The organism is Fervidobacterium sp. (genome assembly GCA_026419195.1).
Taxonomy (GTDB): domain Bacteria; phylum Thermotogota; class Thermotogae; order Thermotogales; family Fervidobacteriaceae; genus Fervidobacterium.
Genome location: JANZZV010000010.1, coordinates 44034 through 70199 on the forward strand (window position 1 = coordinate 44034; position 26166 = coordinate 70199).

The window sequence follows — 26166 nt, forward strand, 5'->3', positions numbered from 1 at the left end:
AAAGAACGATAGCTAAAGACCTATTGTATTTTTTAGGTGTTCTTTGTAATTTCGACCAACGGGAATTATATCTCCATTTGTCATTTCGACTGCCATCCCTCCAAAGTAGTTCTTGATTATCTTTCTTATGTACTTTAAAGATATTATGTATGATTTATGAACCCTAATGAGTTTGTCCTGTGGAAGTTTAGTTTCAATATCTTTCAATGCTTCTCTTGTTTTTAAAACTTCTTCTTTCAAAAATACAAATGTATATTTTTCCTCTGACTTCAGGTATATTATCTCATCAACATCAACCAAGTGAACTTCATTTGCAGTTTCGATATTTATTTTTTGTGGAGTTTTCACATAAAGTTTTCTGAAAAGGTCTAAAAATTCCGAAGTTTGCTTTAACTGATTTTGCTCTTTTGCTTTTATAACTTTTTCTATTGCCATTCTTAGTCGCTCTTTCTTTATAGGTTTTAATATATAATCAATTGCATTCTCTTCAAAGGCTTTTACAGCATATTCTGAATAAGCAGTTGTAAAGATGATGTATGGATTGTGAGATATCCTTCTTAATATCTCAAAACCATTTGCTTTGCCAAGATTTATGTCTAAGAAAATGATATCAGGCTTTAGCCGATCGATTAGCTCCACACTTTCTTCGATATCAGACGATATTCCAAGCACCGTAAGTCCCTCATCTTTGAGCATTTTTTCAAGTGAAAGTGCGATAAGTTTCTCATCCTCGATTATTATACAAGTCATTTTGTCCACCCTTTCTATCAAAAGCTTGAAAAATCTGATAGTTATTCTAAATTATTCCAAATATAATTTTACACAAGTTCCTTCATTTATTTTACTTAAGTATTCCAATTTTGACTTTTTTGAAAATAAATTTAATCTTTCTTCCACAATAGTTAAGCCTGTTCCTTTTGAAATACGCTCAGCACCCTTACCATTATCTTTAACTTCTATAACAATTCCCTGGTCATTCAACGTCTCACATGAAATAGTTATTAGTCCATCTTCTTTTATTTTTGAAATACCGTGAAGTATAGAGTTTTCAATAATAGGCTGGAGGATTAAAGATGGTATCTGTTTACTCAAACATGCTTCGGAAACTATAATTTTAAAATCAAAATTATTGAACCTTTCTTTTTGAATGTTTAAATATTTGCTCGCAAGTTCAAATTCCTCTTTTACACTCCAAACTTCAGGTGCATCAATACTCATTCTTAATAGTTCAGTTATGTTTAACAAATAATTCTTCAGTTTGTCTTTGCTTTCATCTAAGTCAATCATGGAAATTGCGATTGCAATTGAGTTAAACAAAAAGTGTGGATTTAATTTTGATTTAAGAGATTCGAGTTTGAAGATTAGTTGTTTTTCTCTTAATTTCTCATTCTCAAAAAGTTGATTTTCGAGTTCCCTTTTTAATGTCAAGTAGGCGATCCCAAATGACACAACCAAGAAGCTCAATATTATCAATACTGTGTTTAAGAATAAAGTCAACACATCTTGCGAATATCTTTCTATCCAAAACTTAAACAGGTTTATTAGTAAGTAAGCAACACTTAGAGCTGAAAATACAAGAGCAATAGTATATAAAATTTTTGCAGAATTCTTCCCATTTTTTATATTTGAAAACCACATTCTGAACACATAATAAAATAAACCAACAGTGTTGAAAATTACAAATATAGAAAGCACAGAGATGAGATATACATTTGATGGAAGCAAGTACATAGAATAGGTTAAAGTAGTTAAAACAATGAGTTGAAGAAACAAAATCACTCTCACATATTCCACCCTCTTTCGCATATTATTATATCACCTATAGGCTGTTTTTTGTTTCAAGCATTTTTGTGCAGCTTTACGCACAAAATTTAGGGAAAGAGGTGCAAAAACTTACTTTGAGACTAACTGAAGCTAAAGATCAAGGCGTCGCAGGTTTCGAAGTTCTTAGCAGTGATAATTAGTCTTTAATCATCTCAAATGAAATTTTCTGAAGTTGATTGCAAATCTGTCAATCAATTGTCTACAAAAAGGTAATTTTTGCAAGAGCTATAACTTGTAATTTTCAGATAAAAAAAGTGCCCCCTTTTAGGGGGCATGTTATTTTTCGCAAAACTATTGAGCTTATCAAACTATTTAATTTTGTGCTTTTCGAAGAAATTTCTTATAATTTTGTCTGCATCTTTTGCTTTGTTGTTTTCCATCAAAGTTAATCGAATTAATTCTTTTAGTAGTGCCGTCCTATTTTTGGATGTCACTTGTCCTCCAGAGACTATAATAGTTCCTTCTATTGTAATTGCTCCAACATCTGCTTTAATCTTGGCAAAGGAATAGAACTCAGAATCGGATGATGTGAAATTCAGTTTAATTTTTCTTGGCATTTTGAGCTCGTATTCTTTTAGGAAAAGTTCATATGTTGCACCAAGCCAACTGTCGATTTCATATATGGCACCTACGCTGGTAACTTCCTTTTTCTTTGCCGCAAATGCTGTGGTATTGGTCAATGAATACACAAGCAGCACTGCCAAAAGCATAGTTACTATTCTCTTCATGTTGTCACCTCCTAAGAAGTATTTGAAAATGTATTTTTTGAATAAAAAACAGGTATATATAGGTTTTCAGTTTTTTATTAGTTTACCAAAATCTTAGATCCTTTAGTAAACTTAAAATTTTTCTATTCTTTTCTCGTTTTTGCACTTATGTGTTCTATTTTGATTTTTATGATGCAAGTCTTGTCGATATTCTCCTGAATTTCTTTTTGTATCTTATCCAAATTTTTTGAGTATTTGATACCTATTTTTTCGAGTGCTTCCCTTTTTTCTTCTTCTGATTCCACAATATGTGCTTTTCCAAAAACAATAGCACTTTCGTAAGCTGTTGACAATTCATCAGGTAAAACTTTGCAATATTTTACCACTGTAAAGCAAACATTGGGAAATTTTTTTATGTTTTCCAATTTATGTCCTTCAGGGGCTGAGTGGATGTAAATAAAATCATCACAAAAAACGTAATTCACAGGTACTCCATAAGGATACTCACCGTTAAATGTTGACAAAACACCGTAATCTGCCGAAGAGAGTATTTCAAAAGCTTTTTGTTTAGACGCTTCTCTATCTTTTCTTCTCATCTTAGGAAACCTTTCCAACTCTATCTCCCCTTTCATTAATTGAAAAACTTACCAGCCAAGATGCTGGTAAGCATTGACAGGTTATTTAATCACCACAGGAATCAAGGTGGCATAGGATTGACCCGGTACGTATGATTTAAGTAATTGTTCTTGGGTGTATCCTTCTGGGACGATTATATCGAGCACGAACGGAGCGAAATCCTTAGAATCAGCGGGATATCCTCCAAGTGTCCATTGAGTAGAATCTTTTGAGATAGGTCTTATATGATCTGTGCCGTACCCATCTTGACTAAGCGACAATATGTACGCTTTTATACCTCTTTTCACTTCGATGTATTTTTTAAAGACTACTATGTGTATTACTTTATCAGCCGGATCTGCCTCGTATGTTATTGCTTCTTGTATTTGTTTACCATCTGCAGTGGCGAAAACTATTCTATCATCTGGCCAACCGGCAACTTTTATAAAGTAATCCCATGGATCTTTGAATTGTACCCGAGCACCTTCTTTGTAAGTTGATACCTTTCCTCCTTCTTTTGTATCAAGGTAGATGTTTATTAACTGATGTGAAAATCCTTTTGGCGATGCCCATGGATTTGTCATTTCAGCGAATTTTATGCTGAAAACGAAAGCTTCATCATTTTCAAGTACAGTAACTTCGGTAATATCCCACAGTCCCTTGTATGGAGCAAATGCAGGATCTTTTGGATACGTGTATGTTCCAAATCCGTAATCATCACCGATTTTGTCTACAAACTTTGCTATTACATTACCGGAAAGCATGGTTGGCGCTTTTATAACTACACCATCTTGAGGTACTATCTCGTCTTTGCCTTCAATCGAACACACAACGTACAAATTGAACGACTCTCCACTTTTTACTCCAAGTATATCGTATGGGATCTCAAGTTCAACTATGTCATCGACAGCTGCTTTAAAAGTGTTAGCTTGAAGAATCCAGGAATCATCTCCAGCAGCTGCAAAAAATGTACCGCGTTTTCTTGCTTGCCAAGTCCTCATGTTTATAGAAAATCTGAAACCTACAGGCTTGCTAAGCGTAGTATTGTTGAAAGTCTTTTTGTTTGATGCTAGCATTCTAGGTGCATCGGTATAAACTTCAAAAAGCACATTTTGACCAACATAATCTTTGGCTGCTTTTTCAAGAACTATAGCAACGTACGCAGTTGTAGATGTTCTTGAAATGTATGCAGCTTTTATTACTTTTCCACTGTAACTTGCCGTTGCTTTTTCAGCCTCGGAAAGTTTTCCGTCGATCTCGTATTGAATAGCTCTTATTATGTTCTCTTTTGGTAGTTCAACTTGTTGTGGTTCTTGTTTTTGAATTCTCGGAGCGCCAACTTTGAGTTTGCCATCTTCTTTCCAAACTTCAAAAACACCATTTTTTCCTCCAAAACCGTCATCCACATATGCTGGGGCGTTTGGATCAACTACCCAATCCTTTCCATCAACAACAAATTTGTACTGGTAAACACCAACTGATAATTCAAGAACAGCTTCCCACCATCCACCACCTGAACTATAACATTCTGTATCACTCATACTCCAGTTGTTGAACGATCCAGCTATGAATACATATTTTGCCCCTGGTTTGTAAAATTTGATAACTACGTAATTGTTATCCTCAACAGAGAAGTTTTCCTGCCTTTGTGTGTTGATTTCAACTTTTTCTTTTATCTCCGCAGCTGGTGCAAGTATGACAAGTTTTCCGTCTTTCTGAGCAAGTGTAAAAACACCATTTTTTCCCCCAAATCCGTCGTCTGTGTAACCTGGTGCATCTGGGTCTTCTCTCCATACTTTACCACCATCGATCACAAACTTATATTGATACGTTCCAGGCTTAAGTTCGAGTTCGGTTATCCATAGATCTCCTTGTTTTTTCATAGGATTAGCTGTCGTTGACCAATTATTGAATGTCCCAGCCAAATGCACTGTAGTTGCTTGAGGATAGCTGAATGTGAAAACAATCCTGTTACCTTCAACTTTTATGGCTGCAAACGAGATAATGGATAAAATACAAAAAATCACTGCTGTCAGTCTTACCATACGCATACTACTCCCCCCTTTTAAAGGATTGTTGAACGACTACAATATATTTTCTCACATTTTTCTAATTTTTTGCAAACACGTCTTGGAACATTTTCAAAACTAACTTAAGAAAACAAAAAAACACTGGCTAAAGCCAGTGTTTTTGATCTCTTTTCACAAGCTATTTTTCTACAGTAATAGCAAAGATATGTGTGTTGATTTGCTGTGGCAAGGTTATCTTCTTGATTTTTTTATTAACTTCTACTGTATATACACTTATACCACATTTTATATATTGTTTTTCTCCAGAAGATATGTATCTGTAATCAAATATTATACCATCAGGAAAATTGCACCAATCCTTAACCTTAAAACTATAGTAGATATCATTCAAAATTAAATCTACGTCGTAATCGCCATGATTAGCTGCGGCAAGAATATGTATTTTTCTTATTTGCATTTCTTCAGGGAAAACTATTACTTGTCGATCGCATCTTACATTGTCCAAACCGTTAACTTTTAAATAAAATGGTACATTATTAACGTATATGACCCCTTCGTCAATCTCGTTTTGCGGAAGATAAGCACCTAACACACTGCCTAAATTATCAAAATTTCCAGGTGTCTTTGGTGTTCCAAAACCATCGTTGTTGAAAAATTCGCTCAAGTTTATCATTCCAAAATTTTCCAAGTTTTCAAGTGTTACTACTGATTCGAAGGAAAAAACTTTACCTTTTGTCTTAAAAAGTTGTCCATTTTGGATTATGAAATTTCTGGAATTTGTATCGTAGATGAAAGTCTTTGGGTTTTCTTTACCATAGGAGATTCCTATCTTAGATGGAATGAGAACAATCTGGTCTATAATGCAACTATTCGAATTGGAAATCGATATACTATCACTAACTTCAACAAAACCAATTTCAAAAATCCCTTTGCCAGTTAAATCCCTTCTTACGCTTGTTTTACCACTTACTGTTATTGCCGTGTTTGAGAAATTACCAGCTAAAAGTACAAGGTAAATTTCACTATCAACATCCGCTTTTCTTATTCTACCTCTTCCATCTATTTGTAAACTTGCACCCGAACCATAATCCCCAGTTAGTAACTTAACTGAAGATATTCCTACGTCAAAAGATTCAGCTTCAAGCACGTTTAAACCAGATCTTCCGATTATTTCCGGATTCTTTGCCAACGACTGATAAGACTTGGGTAACTTTGTACCGTACAGCACCGTTCTCAAACTACATATTGTTGATTCAGCACCTGCGTTTCTATTGTAATGCATATATTCTAGACCATCGAAACCCTCACCATTTTCACCCAACATCTTAACTCCAAGCCTGTTTCCTCCAAAAAGCCATGAGATCATTAAGGAAGATAATATAGCGTACTTTTCTTGCTTGATTAAATCATATAATTCTACCAAAGGAATAGTAACACATTCTAAGGCATAAGCAAGTTCTGGATACATTTTAAAGTAATTCTCAATTGAATATATCAATCCTGTTGAAACGAGTATAGAGGACTGGTGAATTATTGATCTTTCCGCGACTGACAAAAATTTGGTGTTACCCGTAACCTTGTAAGCGCGAATCAGAGCCTCTGCATAATGATTTCCCCAACCGTTCCATAAAAGTCGATCCTTGTGGACAGAGAAAAAACCCCTTAGAATATCCAAACTTTTTACTTCATACTCAAGCAAATTTTCAGTGTATCTACTTATATCTCTTAGAACATCTTCTGATTTATAAACATCGTAATAATTGCATAATCCCAAGACGAACAAAGCAAGCTGATCGGCTGAATTTGGCGGTTTCTTTTTAATTGCGTTGTACGCCCTTACAATAGCTCTGTGTATATCTTGTTGATCTGTAAACTTCGCAAGTTTTGAAAGTCCCCAAAAGGCACGTAGAGCCCACCAACCAGAAGATTTCATACTCGTAATACCGTATCTATTAATCGTTCCATCCTTGTAAGCAAAGTTGTAAAATTCTCCGTCACTTGCTTGCATTTTCAAGACAAACTTTGCCGAATCCAATGCCAGTGACAAATACCGAGGATCTTTTGTGAGTTCATAAGCCTCTGAATAAAGTAATACAACTCTTGCCACATCATCAACACAAAAATCTCCCTCGTTAATTGCACCGACAGGGATAAATGTATTGCCCTTGTTTTCTGCGTAAACCCAATATCCTTTCACCAACTCTCCTTCAAGCAAAAACCATTCAGATAACTTCTCAAGATGGGAAACATTAAAACTTGAAGTAAGATCACAAAAGCCTTTGGTAATCATAAAAACAATCACTCCAAAAATCACAATTAATCTTTTAATATTCACTATTCTCACCAGCCTTCATAACGAAATATAAGGTCAGGCTTTCGCCTGACCCGAAGAAAGACATTATTCACCTATCTTAAGTGATCTGAAAGACTTACTCTTTTCTTCGATAAACTTTATCGCATCTTCGACAGTATTAGCCCTATATAAAGTGTAAAGTATAGTGTGTTCTACCTTATCACCTGCTTTGTATCTGTTTGGCATGGCTTCCTTCTTCGTTCCCCAGACTGGATAAACATTTTCCGTAGCTGGATAAGCATTGAATTCGTCAGCGACCCACTTGAATATACCTGTTCTAAACTCAAGACTTTCGTAAACCCAGGTATCTCCTTCTAGCCATTTTGCATAATCTGCTTTTAGAAGAGGAATTGTCGGGAATATTTCGGCAATACCAACTCTTCCCTTTGCTGAATAATTGCTTCTCCACCTTTCAGCTGAAGCAAATATATATGTTGCACCCCAGAATGGTGGTTTCATACTCTGTCCAGCAGGAAAGACGACATATGGTATGTTGTTTACCATTCTTATTGCATTTCTCTCGAGCCAATATTCATAAGGTGTTATACCAAGTTGATCTGCCCAAGCTAATCTTCTAAACACGGGTAATATATGTACGGTATCGTCGAATGCAGGTATAATTGGTTTTGTGATCATTGTTTGTAATTTCATAATATCAGCATAATTATAGAACAAGAAATTGTTGTCGACGTATATATCACCGTTTCTAAATACGTATACGAGTAAATCTTGGAACAATCCAAAAAATCTTTCAGATTGAAGAAGCACTTTTATTCCAATAGCTACAGGTCCTGGATCAAATATCTTTAAATCTACAACCCTCAATCCGGATGACGTTTCTTCATCATGTTGATTCCCAATGCTACCGTCGACATAGTAAGTTGATCTTGACCAACCGGCTATCCTCGCAATTCCAATTTCGTCAACTAAATTTGCCTTAACGTCGCCAAATTGGGTAATCCTCGCTATTCCTTTTTCATTTACAAATACTTCTAGAGTGTTATCAGTTGTCCTTATCGTCCAACCCTTTTCTGCCTTCGTTAAGGTAAATGCTCTTGGATAAACAGTGGCTTTAGCTGCTTGATCCGATACTTGTATTCTGCCGTTACCTTTGGCTATAAAAACTAAGTAATCTGGTGCTGAAACTCGTTTGTTCCCATCTACATCATCAATCTGGTAGGGCACCTCTTTGTTGTCAATTAGTACCTTCAAACTTGTCCAATCTGGTTCAAAATTCTCTGGTAAGATGTCAACCAACTTTCCCATCTGTAATACTACCGGAACCTCTACGTTTCCAGCTACCACCGGAATAGAAACAGTTGCAGCAAAACCAAGCAACGTACACAAAACTCCAAACATCACAAATAACCTTTTCATCTCAACACACCTCCCTCTAATATGGTGGAAATAGGGATAAGTAAACGCTTACATATCTACATGGTATTATACCCATCTCTAACGTGATAATTTAATCTCGTATTTGTCCATTTTCTTCAAGAAATTTAAAATAACAATAATTAAACAAATAAAACAACATGTTACAAATATTTATTTTATTTTTCTTTATTTTCTATCACTTGGAACCTAAAATTCGAAATTGTATAATATCTTCGATGTGTAAGCGTTTTCTTATAATGTTAAAAAGTTGTTGTTCCAAATGGAAATTTGATTCAGGGACTTACACTAATAAGGAGTGAAGAATATGGTTTCGATAGAAGATGTTGCTTTGAAAGCAGGAGTTTCGATTGCTACGGTTTCAAGGGTATTAAATGGAACGGGATACGTTTCTGAAGAAACGGAACTCAAAGTACTTAAAGCAATTAAAGAACTTGGTTACAAACCGCATTTTTCTGCACAGGCACTTGCAAGAAAAAGAAGCTTTGAAGTTGGGGTAATTATAAGTAGAAGAATACAAGAAATACTTCCAACGGAAATTGGTATTTTTTACAAGATTATACTAGAAGCCATAGAAAATGCTTCGGTCATGTACAAAATTTCGGTTGAGTTAATGTTGTTAGATGAATGGGACTTTAAAATTCACCACGATGGATACATAATTGTTGGAAGCGATGCAACGGAAGAGCAGATAACTAAGCTAAGTTCTAAAGCAAAAGTTGTGCTTGTGGATCATTATATAGATGGTTTGAGGGTTAATAGCATAGTGAGTGATGGTTACGATGGGGTGTTCTTTATTACAAAAGAACTCATACACAAAGGTTTCAACAGAATTGTTCATTTACATGGACCTTTAAAATATTACGGGTTTAGGGATAGATATAACGGATATGTGAGTGCGATGTCAAGATTTGGAAAGTTGCCAATTACGTACGAATACGATGATCTACACGAGGATGTTGATAACGTTCTAAGAAAAGTATTGAGAGATTGGATACCAGAGGCAATTATATGTTCTAACGATGTTATTGCTATTAGAACTCTCAAAAAATTGAGAGAATGGGAATACAAAGTTCCTGAGGATATTAGTGTAATAGGTTTCGATGACATACCAGCTGCTGAAAGGGAAGGATTATCAACATTTCGTGTGCAAAAATCTGAGCTTGGAATGAATGCTGTGAAAAGAATGTATGAATTACTAACTGGTCAGAGTTTACATCCGTATAAGCAATGTTTGTATACACTTTTTGTAAAGAGAAATTCTTCTAAATAATTGATTCGACTCTATCTGAAGAGGAGGGATTGTTATGAGAAAAGTTTTGACAGTTTTGGTGTTTGGTATGTTAGTAGGATTGGCTTTGGCTGTTGAACTTGTTTTTTGGACCGCTCCAAATCCATTACAGGAAGAGTTTTGGAAAACCGTCGTGACACAATGGAACAAGATGAGACCGGATATACAAATTAAGGTGCAAACTATACCTGCTGCTGGTAGTTCTGAAGAAGCTATACTTACAGCTATTGCAGCTGGAAATGCTCCAGACTTTTCGGAAAACATATTCAGTGGTTTTGCGGCTCAGCTTGCGGATATTGGAGCTATTTATCCGTTGGATAGCTTTGGAGCAGATTTTCAAAAACTTGTGGAAACAAGAAAAATGAAAAATATTATTGAAGGTTGGAAAATCAAAGGCAGGTACTATGTTTTCCCAATTTATTCCAATCCTATGCTATTTTGGTGGAGAGGAGACTTACTTAAGAAACTTGGTTACAACAACCCACCGAGAACTTACAGTGATATTTACGAGCTTAGTAAGAAATTTGCAGATGGTAAGACAAAATTCACAATGCAAGTAGTTGTGGGACGAAACTGGTGGGACAGATGGTTCGATTTTATCACTTATTACTATGCCGCTTCTGGAGGTAAGCCATATATTGATGTATCAAAAAGAAGGGTCAATTTTGGTGATGATTTCGGAAAACAGATAGTGCAGTTCATCTATACAATGTTTGAAAAGAAATACACTGCTGTGGAACTAGGAGATAACCCATTTTACAAAGGAGTAATACTTGGCAAAATTACAGGTCCTTGGGAAGTTAATTGGGCGAAAGAAACATTCCCAAAGGTTGTACCTGAAATTTGGTTCTCTGCTCCACCTGTTCCTGATAACTATCCGAAGGATAAACCAATTTACACTTTCGCTGACTCAAAGGGATTAGTCATTTATTCAACGTCAAAGTACAAAAAAGAAGCTTTTGAATTCATATCTTGGGTATTCTCTAACGCACAGAACGATGCATTATGGATAGAAAAGACCAAAATGCCTCCTGCAAGAGAAGACTTAACTACAAATCCTCTATTTTCAAAATACATGGAGGACAAATTTTTCAAAGCATATTGCGAATTTGTTCCATATGCAGTACCTCCAGCTTTAATAGACAAAACTATCGATATTCAACAAGCTATGACAACACAACTCATAGAACCCTTAATGTATTTGAGAGGTAAACCTCTTGACATCCTTGACAAGGCGGTGAAAGAAATAAACAAATTGCTTTTCTAGGAACTCATTTATCAACGTAGATTGGACGTGAAAACATGTCAAATTGTTCAAAACTTGGAAAGAAAGAAAGAATGTTTGGTTATTCTGTTATATTTCCTTACTTAGCTTACACTGCTATTTTTTGGGGCTATCCGTTTATTTGGATGGTAGTCTTGGCATTTACAAAGTGGAACTACTTTTCAGAACCAAAATTTGTATTTTTAAATAACTTCTTTCGTATATTTACCGATAGCTTAGTCATACGGATAGCCCTTAACACTTTGAACTTCCTTGCGTACCTAATACCGATGGTATTATTTGCTTCACTACTTTTCGCCATAGCACTGACAAAAGTAAGATTTGGTAAAACATTTATCATGCTCAGTTTTCTTGTTGCGAATGTTTCATCAGGAGTTGCTTATTCACTACTATTTTCAAATTTGTTCTCTGTAAATGGACCAATAAACAGGCTTGTAGATGCTTTATTTGGTTTCACAATACCGTGGTTTAGTAATCCTCAGCTGGCAGTTTTTTCAATATGCTTGATTATAACCTGGAAATTCATAGGATACTATGGACTAATCATTTATGCTGGTCTTCTTTCTATACCTCAATCAATTTATGAAGCAGCCCAGCTTGATGGAGCTAACAAGAGAACTATATTTTGGAAAATTACATTGCCGTTACTCAATCCATCGTTAATAACAGTTACTGTTCTTGCTGTTACACTTACATTTGGTATCTTTACCGAGCCATACATGATTACTGGTGGAGGACCTATGCAAAGAACGACTACCTTCTTGATTTACATGTACGATACGGCGTTCAAGCGAATTGATCCATCTTACGCAACAACTGTAGCTATAGTAACTGCGTTAGTAAGTTATGGACTCGTGATGCTTATAAGAAAAATTTTTGAGAAAGAAGTGGTTTTCGTATGAAGAAAGAACGAATTATTTCATTAATTGTCACATTTGTACTATTAGGTCTCGCTTTAGTTTGGATTTATCCATATTTGTGGCTTGTCTTATCATCGTTCAAACCAGCCGAGGATATATATACAACATTTTTACCGAAAAAACTTACGCTTGAACACTATGAATTCATTTTCTTTATGGCGAACAAATTCCACAGACCGTTTGTTAGAGCTTTTCTAAATAGTCTTTTTGTTACATCGACAGTTACTTTCTCTGTCGTAGTCACATCAGCTATATTAGGATATGTCGTATCAAAAATAGATTTTAAAGCAGGTAAATATCTTTTCAATTTCTTGATTTATCAGATGCTTTTCCCAGGATTTATGTTCATGATACCGATGTTTATTCTAATAAGAAACCTTGGATGGCTAAATACTTATCAAGCACTTATAGTTCCATCTTTGACAAGTTCTTGGGGCATATTCATGTTCGCACAAGCTTTCAAAACTATACCAAAAGATTACATAGATGCAGCAAAAATAGATGGAGCAAACAATTTTTGGATCATCTTTAGAATAATGGTACCATTAAGTAAATCAACGGCTTCAATAGTTGGGATGTTTACCTTTATTGGTACTTGGGATAATTTCTTATGGCCACTTATGGTAATGAAAGATTACGACAGAATGCCACTTTCAGTCCTACTTGCATCATTTAACCATGAGTATGCAAGTTATGTTGGACCTGTGTTAGCTGGTGCTGTTATACAAACTATCCCTATGGTTTTAATCTTTCTTGTGTTAAGAGAGTATTTCTTACAAGGCATATCAATGTCATTAAAATAGGAAGGAGGAGTTTGTGCATGGAGTTAAAGCTTAGGAGACATCCACTAAATCCTTTACTTGCACCTGTTTCTGGGCATATTTGGGAAGATAAGTTTGTTTTTAATTGTGCGGTAGTTTACGATGGAGAGTTATTTCATTTACTTTACAGGGCGCAAGGTCAAGATATGGTTTCAAGGATTGGCTACGCCGTAAGTACAGATGGTGTACACTTCAATCGACTGGAAAAGCCTGTTTTCTCACCAGCTTCTCAAGATGAATTATACGGTGTGGAAGATCCCAGGATTACAAAGATAGGTGATAAATATTATATGCTCTATACTGCATATTCTCCAAAAGGTCCAAGAGTTGCGATGGCATCGACCAAGAATTTCATTACGTGGGAAAGATATGGAATAGTGATAAAAGACGAAATTGACAACAAAGATGCCGCTTTATTTCCAGAAAAAATAAATGGTAAGTATGTTATGATCCACAGATTTCCCCCTGATATATGGTTTGCATACTCTGATGACTTAGTTAACTGGGGCGAATATGTAAAAATTGCAGGTCCAAGACAAGGTTACTGGGATAACCTTAAAATAGGGGCTGGTGCTCCGCCAATAAAAACACCATATGGTTGGCTCTTACTTTATCACGGTGTTGAAGATGCACCAAGACCTATATACAGACTTGGATTCTTGTTGCTTGATTTGAAAGATCCAACAAAAGTGTTGAAAAGAAGCGAAAGTCCGATACTTGAACCAGAAGAAGAATGGGAAGTCTTCGGTGGTGTACCTAACGTTGTGTTCAGCGATGCAATGGTTGAATACAAAGGTCAATATTACGTTTACTACGGCGCTGCAGACAACTATATAGCTCTTGCTACAATAAGTGTTGACGAAGTTATGGAGTGGTGTAAGTCATCATAAAAAATCTGATATAATTGCTTTAGACATTTTCTCAGAAAGGGGGAAATTTAGTGGACAATTTAAAGATAGGAATAGTTGGTGCTGGTAGTGCAGTTTTTTCTATGAGAATCATCTCAGACTTATGCAAAATCCAGAAACTTAATGGCTCACACGTTGTATTAATGGATATCGATGAAAATAGGTTAAGAAATGTTTATATCCTTGCTAATGAACTCTCAAGGGTTTTCGAAGCAAATTTGAAAATAGAAACAACAAAAGAATTAAGCAAAGCAATTGAAGGTGCTGATTTTGTAATTAACACTGCTATGGCAGGCGGACACAGCTACCTTGATAAAGTAAGAGAAATCGGTGAAAAACACGGTTACTACAGGGGTATAGACGCCCAGAATTACAATTTTGTATCAGACTATCTTAATTTAACAAACTGGAATCAATTTTCATTATTTTTGAAGATTGCGAGAACTATTGAAAAACTTTCACCAAATGCGTGGTATCTCCAAGCGGCGAATCCTGTACTCGAGGGAACAACTCTTGTATCAACACAAACTTCTGTGAAAATGGTAGGTTTTTGCCACGGACACTATAGCGTTGAAAACATTGCAGAGCTTATAGGTATTAAAGAATATGAATGGCAAGTAGCAGGTGTAAACCATGGAATTTGGCTTACAAAATTCACAACAAAGGATGGTAAAGATCTTTATCCGGAGATCGAAAAAAATAGAAACAAAGCAAAACACAAGCCATCAACACCTTTCGAAGATCAGCTTGCTCCTGTGGCGTGGGACATGTATGAATTCTATGGTCTATTCCCTATAGGTGATACAGTGAGAAACTCTACATGGAAATATCACAGAAACCTCGAAACGAAAATAAAATGGTATGGTGAACCCTGGGGAGGAGCGGACTCAGAACTTGGTTGGAAATGGTATGTCACACAATTAAATGCTGTTGTAGATATAATCTCACAATTTGCCCGAGCCATAGAAGATGGAGTAAAATTCGAAAACATAAAAAATTCAGTAAATAATATTCCAGGGTTGAGCGAAGAGTGGAAAAGTATGGTTGATGAATTACTTGATAGTAGTAAATTAAGTGGTGAGCAACACGTACCTTTTATAGATAGTATAGTTAATGGAACAAGAAGAAGATTTGTCGTTAATGTTCTAAACAAAGGGAAAATAAAAGGTATTGATGATGATATTGCAGTAGAAATATGCGCTTGGATAAATGGCGAAAAATTTGAATATGAAAAAACAGAACTTCCTGAAAGAGTTATCAATTGGTATATAAAACCTCGCACTTTACTTGCTAAACAAGCACTTGAAGCATTCTTAAATCAAGATACAAGATTAATTGCCGATATACTTGAACGTGACTGGAGAACAAAGAACTCAGAACAAGTTAAAAAACTAATAGATGAACTATATCCATTTGTTTTACAAGAAATGAAGAAGATAACAGAAAACGAATAACCTGATGAGGAAAATACTGCCTGAGCATATCGCCTCAGGCAGTATTTTTTATTTTTAGACACTATAGAAAAAGTCTATGCTTTTTTCTCATTAAAATACCCAACTTAATGATAAAATACGAGAAAAAAACTAGCGCCAAGGTTATAAAAATCCTCACCGATTTTATTTCATTAAAATCCTTATAAAGTTGTGAAGTATGAAACTTGGGATGTGGTCTGTTTTCATTGCACCGATTTTTATATTCCTTTCCTGACTTATCATTACTCTTATTGGGAAAATTTAAATTTCTTACGCTTCAAAAAGCTGGAAGATCATTACTCTTTATCTGTAGCACAAACATAAAGGAGAAAATAGAAGCTGAAACGGAAAACCAAAAGTTATAGTTTAAACACTTTTAAAAAGCAAAACAATTGTTGGTACCTTTGCACAAAAAGTAGAGATAAACTGATAGAATTAATCATGTCATATTACGAAATGTACACAAAAGAATTTGGATTATCCCAGATAGACTTTCGCACTCCTGATGTTAATCTTACAGAAAGATCTGTGAAAGATTAAGAGGTGAAGCCATGGTCAAAGTTTTCTTTGATGAAAAAGATAACAAAATAGACATAACTGCAAAATCAAAACCCGAACTTGAAGATTCTACAGCCATGTTTAACATAAACAACCTACTGAAAGGTAAAATTTTCTCATTCGTAAAAGACGAATACCTTTACGATGCGGTTTCCAAGAGATTTTGACGGTAAAGTATACGCTGGCGTACTTCAACAGGTTATATGAAAGGGGTTTTAAAAGTTGAAAAGACAAACATTGTTGTACAACTTCTAATATCCTTGGTGATATCGGTAGTACTGTCTCTAATAAGTTTTTCATAGGAATGAAACTGAAAAACCCCCTAATCTAACTATTGATCAAATGTCTCAGTTAAAAAAAGGAGAAAAAGGTGTTTCCTTCTTACTCAATCTTGCCATGCATTGTACAGATTAAATAAATAAATAATAGTGATCATAATTGCTTTAAAATCTTGCTTGACAAATCCATAAAACCGTTCGAATTAGAACAGATAAATGATTCTCTTAATATAGTATTAAGTATTTAGAACTCTCCATGCACTGACAATTTGATAGATGAAGTTGGCAGTGTCAAAACTAAGAAAAATCAAAACAAAATAATTGATATTAATGATGAAATGGTCAACTAGTTTGGAATGCAGTTGAATTGTCTTGCACAAAAATGAGTAAATATTTTTTAACATACCTTGTAAAATTTGATAGTGCCGCTAAGTGTTACAACTTTTCTTTTCAATTCTTTTTTGTCTGACATTTGTTTAATTTATCAAGGACATTATTAATATTTAGTTAAATTATAATTTAATTTTCGAAAAAAACACAAAGATATTGCTTTTCAGTTTGTTTATGAGTAAAATTAAAATAGGTTCTTAACTTATTTAACATTTTCAAACTGTTCAGTGACACGTTTTTTGAAGCAATTTAAGAAAAAGCACAATACAATCACTGTAAATGTTAAACTTGTCACCATCTTTTGATTCTCTTCTAAAAATCTGTCAGAAAACTCAATTTTTTGTCAGTCATATAATATGGCATGCAATATGACAAAGATTCATTTGGAAAATATTGAGGAGGGTACTGCTTTATGCAATTGTGTGTTTATATTGAATTTGACAAATTGAAAATCCCAAGAAATTACAACCACATCTTACAGGCGGTTTTGCTTCGTTGGTTAAATGACGAGAATTATTCCAGGTTTCTTCATGATATTGGATACAAACACGAAAAAAGGACGTACAAGCTGTTTAGTTTTTCTTCGTTGTATGGAGACTTTCTATCTTTAAAAGAGACGAATGAACTTATTTATAGTAATTCCGCTCGATTCATAATAAGTTGTGTTGAAGACAGATTTATGGAGTACTTAGTAGAAAACTTTATAAAACAAGATAATTTAATTATACTAAATCAAAAAGTTTGTGTTGCCAGAATAGAAGTCTGGGATGATCCTGTAAGTGATAATTTAGTAGTCCGAACAGTCTCGCCTGTGACAATGTACTCAACTTTTGAAAATGAAAATGGTAAAAAGTTTACTAAATACTACTCTCCAGATGATGTGAGGATGGAAGAAAAGCTTGTGGAGAATATGTATAGAAAATACATTGCATTTTATAAACAACAGCCAAAGGGTAATATAACAATAAAGCATGTTGGAGTATCTGCTAAAAAAGCAGTAATAAAGTATAAAGGAACGATTATTGAAGGATGGAAAACGGACTTTTTGTTAACAGGAGAACCAGAACTAATAAAATTTGCCCTTAATTGTGGACTCGGGTCTAAAAACTCACAGGGATTTGGTTGTATAGTGAGTAAAGACAGATGGAAGTTTTTGAGTTGACGGGGGTGTCAAACATGCTTAGTGGTATTTTAGAAATAGGTAAGACAATAATAGGTTCAGGTGATTATTTAAAATCTAAGGTAATTTTGGAAAAAAATGAAACTGATAAATCGAAGATAGTGAGGATAGTTTTTCATCCAAAAGATAAGATAATAAAAATCGTACCTGAGGAGTTTGATCAATCAAAATGTGAAAAATACTTGTGGGTGGGAAATTGCAAAGGTACTCTTCCACAAACCAGACTTACTTCAAATGACATAACAAAGATATTTGTAGATTCAATTTTCAATGCTTACGAGAGAATCGAAAATGGCGAACTGAAAGAGATTTTAAAGGATATAATTGACAAGTTTACTTGTCAGAAAAGAAAAAAAGGTAAAACTATAAGAGTAATTGATATATCTTTGATTGAAGATATTGACCAAGAATTGAAAAATGAGTGGGAAGAAAAAGACAACGTAGAAGATATGGGTGACTTATTAAGCAAATACATCGCTAATAAGCTTTCAATTTCAAAAAAATTTACTTCAAAGCTTTTGTATACGGTATTTTACGAAGATAAGAGTTTAGTACAATTTAAAGAATACAAAGATATGTTGCTTGAAGAGTTTACAGAAAAAGCATTTGAGAAGAGTAAATTTGGTGTTTGCCACGGATGTGGTAAAGAGAGTGAACTAACCAAAGATTTCTCGACATTTGAGTTGAAATTCTTCATCACAGACAAAATAAACTTTGCTTCAGGCATAAATAAGGAAGGTTTTTATAAAAATTTTGCATTATGTGATGAATGTTTCAAATCATTTGGTGCAGGTGAAAGATTTTTGAAAAATTATCTTAGGACAAAATTTGCAAATGTTTCGTACACCTGCTACGTGATTCCAGAGTTTTACGACATATCCACAATTCCATCGATCAGCGTACTAGTAAAACGTGCCGAAAGAACAATTCGTACGGTCCAAGCTCTTAACAGTGTTGATAAATGGAAGGAATATCGTGAAGCCTTGGAAGAAAAAATTGGGACCGAAGCATTTGCAATAAATTTTGTGTTTGCTGAAGAACAGAATGCTGCAGTAAAAATAAAAAAGCTTATCATGGATGTCCCACCATCCAGAATAGAAGAAATTATATCAAAAAGAAGATCAGTATATGAAAAATTTATCAACCTCATTTTTGGAGATCCTATTAACGACACACTAAAAACAGCTGATATAGGCGAACTGGATTTTGATAGAATATTCTATCTATTTCCAGTTAGAAGAGATTTACCCAACATTATTCTCGAAATATACGATTCAATATTGACTAAAAAACCGCTTAGCGAGAGAGAATTAGCCAAACTTTTCCTAGAGGTTGTCACCATTTATTACTACGAAAAGTACAACAACTACTATCATCTAAAACCTAGGATAGAACCTACTTGGAAGGTTATTTACCACATATTAGCGTCAAATCAATTTTTACTATACGCATGCCAGATCGATGTGCTACATGGAGGTGATGAGAAAATGGCTTATGAGGAACTTGACAACATCGATTCTGACTTAAGGAATTATGTAGAAGAACTCAAACTTGATGAACAAAAAACCGGTTTGTTCTTACTTGGCGTTTTGCTATCTGAAATTGCAAGAGTACAAGAAAGTAAAGGCGATGGAAAGAAAGTTGTCTTAGAAAAACTAAATTACTACGGCATGCCACAGTCGAAAATAAAGATATTAAGTAACGAAATATTTGAGAAATTAAAACAGTACAAAGTGCTAAACAAGTATACGGAGCTTATCTATGCTTTTGCCAAAAAGTATTTGGATAAAAACGATAGAGATTGGACGTTATCTCCACAAGAAAATGTCTATTGGATCAAGTCTGGGTATGCATATCGAACCATGAAAATCAAAATAAATTCGAAAAAAATGATGAATTAAACAAAAAAGACATCCAAGAGGACTGAAAGGGGGATTTTTACGATGGAGCCATTAAGAAAAAACTCGGAAATTCTCTTCCTTTACGACGCTATGTTAACAAACCCTAACGGTGATCCAGACGATGAAAACAAACCGAGGTACGATTACGATACACAAAGGAATCTGGTTAGCGACGTGAGATTGAAAAGATACATACGTGACTATTGGATTAACAAGAGTCTTGAAGTATTTGTTTCAAAACAAGAAGGTAGGGTGGTTACTGCTACAGAGAAAGTTCAAGATGTTTTAAAAGATGCTAAAACAAAAGAAGAGGGCATAAAAAAAATTACCGAAAAATTTATCGATATTAAGTATTTTGGTGCAACAATACCTCTGAAATTGGAAGGACGAGAAGTATCTAATTTGGAATCAATTAGTTTAACTGGTCCGGTACAGTTTACATGGGGTTATTCTTTACATCCTACTGAAATATTACATTCCTCAACCATAACTTCGCAGCTTGCTGGAAGAGAATCAAACTACGGTACTATGGGTAAAGACTGGCGAATAAAATACTCGTTCATAGGATTTTATGGTATAGTGAGTGCCTGGCGGGCAAAAGAAACAAATTTAACAGATGAAGATATGAAAAATTTCGACAAAGACGTTATAAAAGCATTTAAGCTCCAAACCACAACAAGAAGTAAAATAGGACAAACTCCAAGGTTGTACGTCAGAATTGAGTGGAAAGATAGCGAAACATTTTTCGGTGATCTAAGGAAGTTAGTAAAAGTTCAGCCAAAAACATCGTATAATCCTGCCAGCTTTGAAGACATCGAAATTGACTTGTCAGAATTATCAAAACTTTTTGAACATGATAATATTGAGAAAATCTATATATGGTTAGATGATGAATTTAAAAACAAGGCTAAGGGATTAAAGTTGAACTTGGAAAACTCTCAACAGGAAAAAATAGAACAATTTAACATTTAAAGGATGGTAAAAATGGATAGAGTTATTGTATTTGAAATATCTTCCAAAATGGCGCACTTTCGGAAGTTTTACACCAATTCGTCATCACTTTCATACTTTTTTCCGCCGAAAACAACGTTAGCTGGGATGGTAGCAGCTTTCTTAGGGTATCAGAAAGATAGCTATTATGAGTTGTTTGACGAAAGTGCAAAAATAGCTGTTGAAATAGTTAACCCACTTAGAAAAAAAATACAGGTTGTGAATTACTTATTTGTTAAATCTCCATCGGACTTAAACGGCATTTCAGGTGGTACACAAATACCATTGGAGTTTGTTTTACCTATTAAATTTGAAGAAGATGTTGTCTACAGAATCTACTTTTACCATCAAAGCATGGAAATCTACCAGGAATTAAAAAGAACACTTGAGCAAGAAAAATACAGATATCCGTTGTACATGGGATTGTCAGAACTGCCAGCTGTTGCCAAATACATCGGTGAGTTTGAAGTGGATACGCTCTCGAGCGATAAAGAAGTAGAGATTGCTAGTGTTATCCCTTCTGACTCAATATCTAACATTGCAAAAATCATGCAAAAAAACAAAAGTATTTATAAAGATAGAATGCCTGTCGAGTTCACAAAAGAACGAAAGCTGAGAAAAGTGAAAGATTACATTTTTAGTCCAGATGGCACTACGATTCACACAACTTTATCAACCAATTCTTATCTTGTAAAAGACTTGGGAAAAAGCATTGTGCCCATGTGAGTCCAGAATTCCCGGGTATGCCCGGGAATTTTTTAAGAGGTGAAGATTATGGAATACCTTGCACGTCCTGGTCAGAGACTCATAGAACATTTAAAGAACGTAGCAGAATATTCTGTTAAAACTTTTGAAGAAATAGATATCCAAGATAAACAAATATTAAAGGAAATTTCCAAGCTGATAGCTTACTTTCATGATTTTGGAAAATACACCACTTACTTCCAGGAAAAACTCCAAGGTAAATCGTCTTTCTCAAAGCTATCAAAACATTCTTATCTTTCTTCTATAACATTAGCTTCATACCTCATAGATAATTACGAAACCGAATATCTAATTTTACCAGCTTTTATGGCGGTACTTTCACATCACTCGAACTTACTTAGTGCGGACGATGAAGTTCCGCGTATTAAAGCAGACGAAGAACTGGAAGAAAGCATAAAAAATCTCGATATACTTCACTACGAAAGACTGAATACATTATTCCAACAATTTGACGATATACTCAAAAATTTTGAAAAAATACAAAAAGAATACAACGCTTTAGGCATAGAACTGAAAAAAGAGTACTTTTCAAAAACAAAAGCAATAGAGACTATTCAAAATCTGAGAAAAAAGTTACTACGTTTTGAAGATGAAGATGAACAAGTAAAAGAAGACATTGCTTTAAAAACCCAACTACTCTACTCTATTTTAATAGATTCAGACAAAAAGGATGCAGCTATATTACCAAAGAGTGAAAGAAAATACATACCTGAGGTTATAGTTGAAAAATACACAGAAAAACTGACAAATACTAATAACCGTATGTTAGAAACCAGAGTAACACTTAGAAAAGAAGTCTTAAGTACAATAGAAAATCAGCCATTAGAAAAACTATACGGTGGTGTAATTACACTCACGGCACCAACAGGTGCAGGAAAAACTCTAACAGCTTTAAGTGCTGCACTAAAGTTAAGATCAAGAATTCAAAAGGAGGTAGGTTATACTCCACGGATCATTTACTCTCTACCATACATCTCAATAATAGAACAAAACCTTTCAATTATTGAGGAAATCTTAGCACAGTTACCAGATTACCATGAGTACAAAGAATCATACCTTGCAGCACACTATTACTTAGCAGAACTGGAAGAAATTTCTGCAGATGACCAGATAGATTACGAAAAATATGATAAAATGCAATTATTCATAGAAACCTGGGAGAGTGAAATAATAGTAACAACATTTTGGCAACTCTTACACACCATAATTGGTTACAAAAACAGACTAATGAAAAAGTTTTATAAACTATCAGCTAGTATAGTAATACTTGACGAGGTACAAACAATTCCCGCAGAACACTGGTTACTAGTTGAAAAATTCATGGATCTGTTAACCAGAAAACTTCACACCACCTTCATCTTAATGACTGCTACTCAACCGATGATACTCGAGGACAAGTCAATTGAACTGAACAAAAATTTTGAAATAATGTTCAAAAAACTCGACAGAACAGAGATTATAGACCTCACGGAGTATTCAAAAAAGAAAACCTTCGAAGAAATTTGGAAAGAAATAAGATGTAATGAAAGAAAAAAGAGTGTATTAGTTATTTGCAATACCATAACAGATTCTATAGAGAAATACAGAATCATATCATCTGAAGAACAAGAAGTGATGTATTTATCAACAAACATAACTCCTAAAGACAGATTAGTAAGAATTCAACAAATCAAAACAAAACTAAAAGAGCAGCAGCCATTGGTATTGGTTTCTACCCAGGTTGTTGAGGCGGGAGTGGATTTAGATTTTGATGTAGTTGTCAGAGAATTGGGACCTATTCATTCAATAATCCAAATAGCCGGGAGGTGCAACAGAAACGGAAATAAAGAAAGGTCCAAAATGTACTTGATCAACACCAAAGAGGATTCAGCCAAGAAAGTCTACGGTGCTACATTAATTGAAGTTGCGAAAGAAGTAATCAAACAATATAAACAACAAGGAATAATAATTGAAAAAAACTATATCGATTTAACAAGATGCTACTTCAACCTTGTCAGAGATAGAGCTACTAAAAGTAGGGAGTCACAAGAATTCTGGGAAAGCTTCTTGGAACTAAAATTTCAAGCAAAAGATGGAGAAAAATCGTTGAGCGAATACACACTTATCAAGGACGAACCCAAAGTCTCGATATTTGTTTCAAAGGAACCTGAGGATGAAGAAATATTCTTGAAATTCAAAGAAATACTAAGCGAGAACGACAAAGAAAAACGTGCTGGAATGTGCACACTATACAAAAGAAAAATAGAAGAAAGAATGATACATATAAATGTATCTCGTGCCTTAAAAAATCTACCCCCGGCTATAGAAAACTACGAAAAACTTCGGTTCATAAATAAAGAAAGTCTAGAAGCATATTACGATTTAAACACTGGCTTCAAATATATAGATAACGAACTTAAGGAGCAGGTAATATGGTAGACAAAATTGAAATTCAACCAAACTGGTTGTATTCCTATCTTGTATGTCAAAGAGAAGCTTGGCTGATTGCTCATGGTATAGAAGGAGAACAAAACAACATATATTTGGAACTTGGCAGACTTATCCATGAAGAAACATACTCAAGATATAAACATGAACAGATAGTTATGCCATCTGTTAAAATTGACCTATTCTACGAGAACAAAAAAACAAAAATTATAGGAGAAATTAAATCTTCAAGCAAAAGATTAAAAGAGGCCAAACTACAACTTTTGTACTACTGCTACATACTAAAGCAAAAAGGCGTTGAATTCTCGGCAGAATTACTGATACCCAAAGAAAGAAAAAGAATCAAAGTCGAGCTTACGGACGAATCCATACAGCAAATAAATAAATTAGTCATTGAAGTAAAAGAACTGATAGAACTGCCAAGACCACCGCAGCAGATCAGGCAAAGTGCGTGTACAAAATGTGCTTACGAAAAATTTTGTTGGACTGAATGAGCTTTTCTGATAAAATAATTCAGAGGTGAGTAGTATGAACTCCATTTACATATTTTCAAGCGGTGTTCTTGAGAGAAAAAACAACACAATATCAATTGCAAACGAAAGTGGGGAAAGAAAATACATTCCTGTAGAGAACATACAGGAAATACACATATTCGGGGAAATTGACTTCAACAAAAGGATACTTGAATTCTTAACAGAGAAAAACATAATATTACACATTTATAATTATTATGGTTACTACTCAGGAAGTTACTACCCAAGAGAGCATTACAATTCATCATTTCTCTTATTAAAACAAGTTGAGAAATATTTAAATTACGAAGAACGTCTCAAGATAGCCAAAAAAATTGTATTTGGTGCTGCAAAAAACATAATTAGAAATATAATAGATAATAAAGACAAAGATCCTGGACTAACAGACATAGCAGATGGGATAGAAGAACTAACCAAAAAAATTGACGGAGCTAAAGACATTGAGGAACTAATGGGAATAGAAGCGAATCTAAGGGAAGCATATTATGGAAGTTTTGAAAAAATAATAAAATCTGAGGAATTCATAATGGAAAAAAGAACAAAAAGACCTCCAGAAAACGAACTAAATGCCCTTATTTCCTTTGGAAATTCGTTACTCTACACTGCAGTATTATCGCAAATTTATCAAACACATCTTGATCCAAGAATAGGTTACCTGCATACAAACAACCACAGGAGATTTACATTAAATCTCGATATTGCGGAGATATTCAAACCAGTTATAGTAGATAGGCTAATATTTACGCTGATAAACAAAAAGCAGATAACAAAGAAAGATTTTCTCAAAGATACGAATGGAATTTTTTTGAATGAAAAAGGCAAGAAAACATTCGTGCAAGAATTTGACAACAGGCTTGAAACAACGGTGTATTCCAAAAAACTGAAAAGAAATGTAAGTTATAGGACAATTATAAGGATGGAACTATACAAATTGGAAAAACACATAATAGATGACCAAGAATATAATCCTTACATAAGGACCTAACGGGAGATGTGAAGTTAATGTATATAATAATGGCTTACGATGTGAATGAAAAGCGTGTATCAAAAATTCTCAAAATAGCAAGGAAGTATCTAAACTGGATACAAAACTCTTTACTTGAAGGCGAATTAACAGTTAGTAAGTTTGAAAAACTTAAAAGTGAAGTCAGAAAAGCAATAAACGAAGAGGAAGATTCTGTATTATTCTATGTATTCTCACAGATTCAACAAGTTGAAAAACAACACCTTGGACAAAATAAAAAAATTGACATTTTAATTTAATAAAACAAATGCCAAACTGGTAATAAGGATAAAATATATGGTGATGTGGAAGTTTGTGAAAAAGGTGCAAATTGTATTTTCATTAAGAGATATTTTAATCACAACCATTTTTCAGGGTTGACAAATTAAACAACTTTTTTGTATAATATAAAAAACTCTCAAAAGATGTTGTAATTTAAGAAAGTTAAAATCCACAAATATCCATGGTATTAAAATAATTTTAACAACTAGTTTGTAGCGTAACTATGAGGGATTGAAAC

22 protein-coding genes are annotated in these 26166 nt (G+C 34.3%); 15 read left to right on the top strand and 7 right to left on the bottom strand.

Annotation, left to right across the window (positions count from 1 at the left end; genetic code table 11):
- Window positions 1-12: 12 nt before the first annotated feature.
- The 7 genes from N2Z58_08055 to N2Z58_08085 all read right to left on the bottom strand — a co-directional run bounded on the left by N2Z58_08055 (window position 13) and on the right by N2Z58_08085 (window position 8906).
- On the bottom strand, window positions 13-750 hold the full coding sequence (locus tag N2Z58_08055; GenBank protein ID MCX7654611.1) for a LytTR family DNA-binding domain-containing protein: 738 nt from the start codon (window positions 748-750) through the stop codon (window positions 13-15).
- Window positions 751-801: 51 nt separating this feature from the next.
- Window positions 802-1785 carry a histidine kinase gene (locus N2Z58_08060; GenBank protein ID MCX7654612.1) on the bottom strand — a complete coding sequence of 328 codons (984 nt, stop codon included), beginning with the start codon at window positions 1783-1785 and terminating at the stop codon, window positions 802-804.
- 347 nt (window positions 1786-2132) lie between these two features.
- On the bottom strand, window positions 2133-2552 hold the full coding sequence (locus tag N2Z58_08065) for a hypothetical protein (GenBank protein ID MCX7654613.1): 420 nt from the start codon (window positions 2550-2552) through the stop codon (window positions 2133-2135).
- 122 nt (window positions 2553-2674) lie between these two features.
- A complete protein-coding gene (locus N2Z58_08070) occupies window positions 2675-3145 on the bottom strand; it encodes a pyridoxamine 5'-phosphate oxidase family protein (protein MCX7654614.1) in 471 nt (156 codons plus the stop codon).
- Between the two features lie 63 nt (window positions 3146-3208).
- A complete protein-coding gene (locus N2Z58_08075; GenBank protein MCX7654615.1) occupies window positions 3209-5197 on the bottom strand; it encodes a glycoside hydrolase family 13 in 1989 nt (662 codons plus the stop codon).
- A 157-nt stretch (window positions 5198-5354) separates the two neighbouring features.
- Window positions 5355-7511 carry a hypothetical protein gene (locus N2Z58_08080; GenBank protein MCX7654616.1) on the bottom strand — a complete coding sequence of 719 codons (2157 nt, stop codon included), beginning with the start codon at window positions 7509-7511 and terminating at the stop codon, window positions 5355-5357.
- A gap of 63 nt (window positions 7512-7574) precedes the next feature.
- Entirely contained in the window at window positions 7575-8906 is a 1332-nt protein-coding gene (locus N2Z58_08085) for a DUF4861 domain-containing protein (GenBank protein ID MCX7654617.1), read from the bottom strand.
- Window positions 8907-9231: 325 nt separating this feature from the next.
- Here N2Z58_08085 and N2Z58_08090 point away from each other — a divergent pair, with 325 nt between their 5' ends.
- The 15 genes from N2Z58_08090 (at window position 9232) to cas2 (ending at window position 25906) form a co-directional block, all read left to right on the top strand.
- Complete coding sequence (locus N2Z58_08090) at window positions 9232-10197, top strand: LacI family transcriptional regulator (protein ID MCX7654618.1); 966 nt, start codon at window positions 9232-9234, stop codon at window positions 10195-10197.
- A 34-nt stretch (window positions 10198-10231) separates the two neighbouring features.
- The gene (locus N2Z58_08095) at window positions 10232-11482 is read left to right on the top strand and encodes an extracellular solute-binding protein (GenBank protein ID MCX7654619.1); all 1251 of its coding nucleotides are present in this window, start codon (window positions 10232-10234) and stop codon (window positions 11480-11482) included.
- 35 nt (window positions 11483-11517) lie between these two features.
- Complete coding sequence (locus tag N2Z58_08100; GenBank protein MCX7654620.1) at window positions 11518-12402, top strand: sugar ABC transporter permease; 885 nt, start codon at window positions 11518-11520, stop codon at window positions 12400-12402.
- Window positions 12399-13223, top strand: coding sequence for a carbohydrate ABC transporter permease (locus N2Z58_08105; GenBank protein MCX7654621.1), 825 nt, complete (start codon window positions 12399-12401; stop codon window positions 13221-13223). The genes N2Z58_08100 and N2Z58_08105 overlap by 4 nt, the downstream gene beginning before the upstream one ends.
- A gap of 17 nt (window positions 13224-13240) precedes the next feature.
- Window positions 13241-14131: a glycosidase gene (locus N2Z58_08110; GenBank protein MCX7654622.1), complete on the top strand. Its 891-nt coding sequence runs from the start codon at window positions 13241-13243 to the stop codon at window positions 14129-14131.
- Window positions 14132-14181: 50 nt separating this feature from the next.
- Window positions 14182-15603 (top strand): alpha-glucosidase AglA, encoded by a 1422-nt coding sequence (gene aglA, locus N2Z58_08115; GenBank protein ID MCX7654623.1) that lies wholly within the window; start codon window positions 14182-14184, stop codon window positions 15601-15603.
- Window positions 15604-16172: 569 nt separating this feature from the next.
- Complete coding sequence (locus tag N2Z58_08120) at window positions 16173-16346, top strand: hypothetical protein (GenBank protein ID MCX7654624.1); 174 nt, start codon at window positions 16173-16175, stop codon at window positions 16344-16346.
- A 913-nt stretch (window positions 16347-17259) separates the two neighbouring features.
- Window positions 17260-18009, top strand: coding sequence for a CRISPR-associated endoribonuclease Cas6 (gene cas6, locus N2Z58_08125; protein MCX7654625.1), 750 nt, complete (start codon window positions 17260-17262; stop codon window positions 18007-18009).
- Between the two features lie 14 nt (window positions 18010-18023).
- Window positions 18024-19928, top strand: a complete 1905-nt coding sequence (locus N2Z58_08130; protein ID MCX7654626.1) for a TIGR02556 family CRISPR-associated protein — start codon at window positions 18024-18026, stop codon at window positions 19926-19928.
- 42 nt (window positions 19929-19970) lie between these two features.
- Window positions 19971-20900, top strand: coding sequence for a type I-B CRISPR-associated protein Cas7/Csh2 (gene cas7b / locus N2Z58_08135; GenBank protein MCX7654627.1), 930 nt, complete (start codon window positions 19971-19973; stop codon window positions 20898-20900).
- Between the two features lie 12 nt (window positions 20901-20912).
- Window positions 20913-21644: a type I-B CRISPR-associated protein Cas5b gene (gene cas5b, locus N2Z58_08140; GenBank protein ID MCX7654628.1), complete on the top strand. Its 732-nt coding sequence runs from the start codon at window positions 20913-20915 to the stop codon at window positions 21642-21644.
- A 48-nt stretch (window positions 21645-21692) separates the two neighbouring features.
- Entirely contained in the window at window positions 21693-24101 is a 2409-nt protein-coding gene (gene cas3, locus N2Z58_08145) for a CRISPR-associated helicase Cas3' (GenBank protein MCX7654629.1), read from the top strand.
- Window positions 24095-24604, top strand: a complete 510-nt coding sequence (gene cas4, locus N2Z58_08150) for a CRISPR-associated protein Cas4 (protein MCX7654630.1) — start codon at window positions 24095-24097, stop codon at window positions 24602-24604. The genes cas3 and cas4 overlap by 7 nt, the downstream gene beginning before the upstream one ends.
- A 34-nt stretch (window positions 24605-24638) precedes the next feature.
- Complete coding sequence (cas1b, locus tag N2Z58_08155) at window positions 24639-25628, top strand: type I-B CRISPR-associated endonuclease Cas1b (GenBank protein MCX7654631.1); 990 nt, start codon at window positions 24639-24641, stop codon at window positions 25626-25628.
- A 17-nt stretch (window positions 25629-25645) separates the two neighbouring features.
- Window positions 25646-25906 (top strand): CRISPR-associated endonuclease Cas2, encoded by a 261-nt coding sequence (gene cas2 / locus N2Z58_08160; GenBank protein MCX7654632.1) that lies wholly within the window; start codon window positions 25646-25648, stop codon window positions 25904-25906.
- Window positions 25907-26166 lie beyond the last annotated feature (260 nt).

Coding starts and splice junctions, on each gene's coding strand:
- N2Z58_08055 (MCX7654611.1), bottom strand. CDS start 750: ATGACTTGTATAATAATCGAGGATGAGAAACTTATCGCACTTTCACTT.
- N2Z58_08065 (MCX7654613.1), bottom strand. CDS start 2,552: ATGAAGAGAATAGTAACTATGCTTTTGGCAGTGCTGCTTGTGTATTCA.
- N2Z58_08075 (MCX7654615.1), bottom strand. CDS start 5,197: ATGCGTATGGTAAGACTGACAGCAGTGATTTTTTGTATTTTATCCATT.
- N2Z58_08085 (MCX7654617.1), bottom strand. CDS start 8,906: ATGAAAAGGTTATTTGTGATGTTTGGAGTTTTGTGTACGTTGCTTGGT.
- N2Z58_08090 (MCX7654618.1), top strand. CDS start 9,232: ATGGTTTCGATAGAAGATGTTGCTTTGAAAGCAGGAGTTTCGATTGCT.
- N2Z58_08095 (MCX7654619.1), top strand. CDS start 10,232: ATGAGAAAAGTTTTGACAGTTTTGGTGTTTGGTATGTTAGTAGGATTG.
- N2Z58_08100 (MCX7654620.1), top strand. CDS start 11,518: ATGTCAAATTGTTCAAAACTTGGAAAGAAAGAAAGAATGTTTGGTTAT.
- N2Z58_08105 (MCX7654621.1), top strand. CDS start 12,399: ATGAAGAAAGAACGAATTATTTCATTAATTGTCACATTTGTACTATTA.
- N2Z58_08110 (MCX7654622.1), top strand. CDS start 13,241: ATGGAGTTAAAGCTTAGGAGACATCCACTAAATCCTTTACTTGCACCT.
- N2Z58_08120 (MCX7654624.1), top strand. CDS start 16,173: ATGGTCAAAGTTTTCTTTGATGAAAAAGATAACAAAATAGACATAACT.
- cas6 (MCX7654625.1), top strand. CDS start 17,260: ATGCAATTGTGTGTTTATATTGAATTTGACAAATTGAAAATCCCAAGA.
- N2Z58_08130 (MCX7654626.1), top strand. CDS start 18,024: ATGCTTAGTGGTATTTTAGAAATAGGTAAGACAATAATAGGTTCAGGT.
- cas7b (MCX7654627.1), top strand. CDS start 19,971: ATGGAGCCATTAAGAAAAAACTCGGAAATTCTCTTCCTTTACGACGCT.
- cas5b (MCX7654628.1), top strand. CDS start 20,913: ATGGATAGAGTTATTGTATTTGAAATATCTTCCAAAATGGCGCACTTT.
- cas3 (MCX7654629.1), top strand. CDS start 21,693: ATGGAATACCTTGCACGTCCTGGTCAGAGACTCATAGAACATTTAAAG.
- cas4 (MCX7654630.1), top strand. CDS start 24,095: ATGGTAGACAAAATTGAAATTCAACCAAACTGGTTGTATTCCTATCTT.
- cas1b (MCX7654631.1), top strand. CDS start 24,639: ATGAACTCCATTTACATATTTTCAAGCGGTGTTCTTGAGAGAAAAAAC.
- cas2 (MCX7654632.1), top strand. CDS start 25,646: ATGTATATAATAATGGCTTACGATGTGAATGAAAAGCGTGTATCAAAA.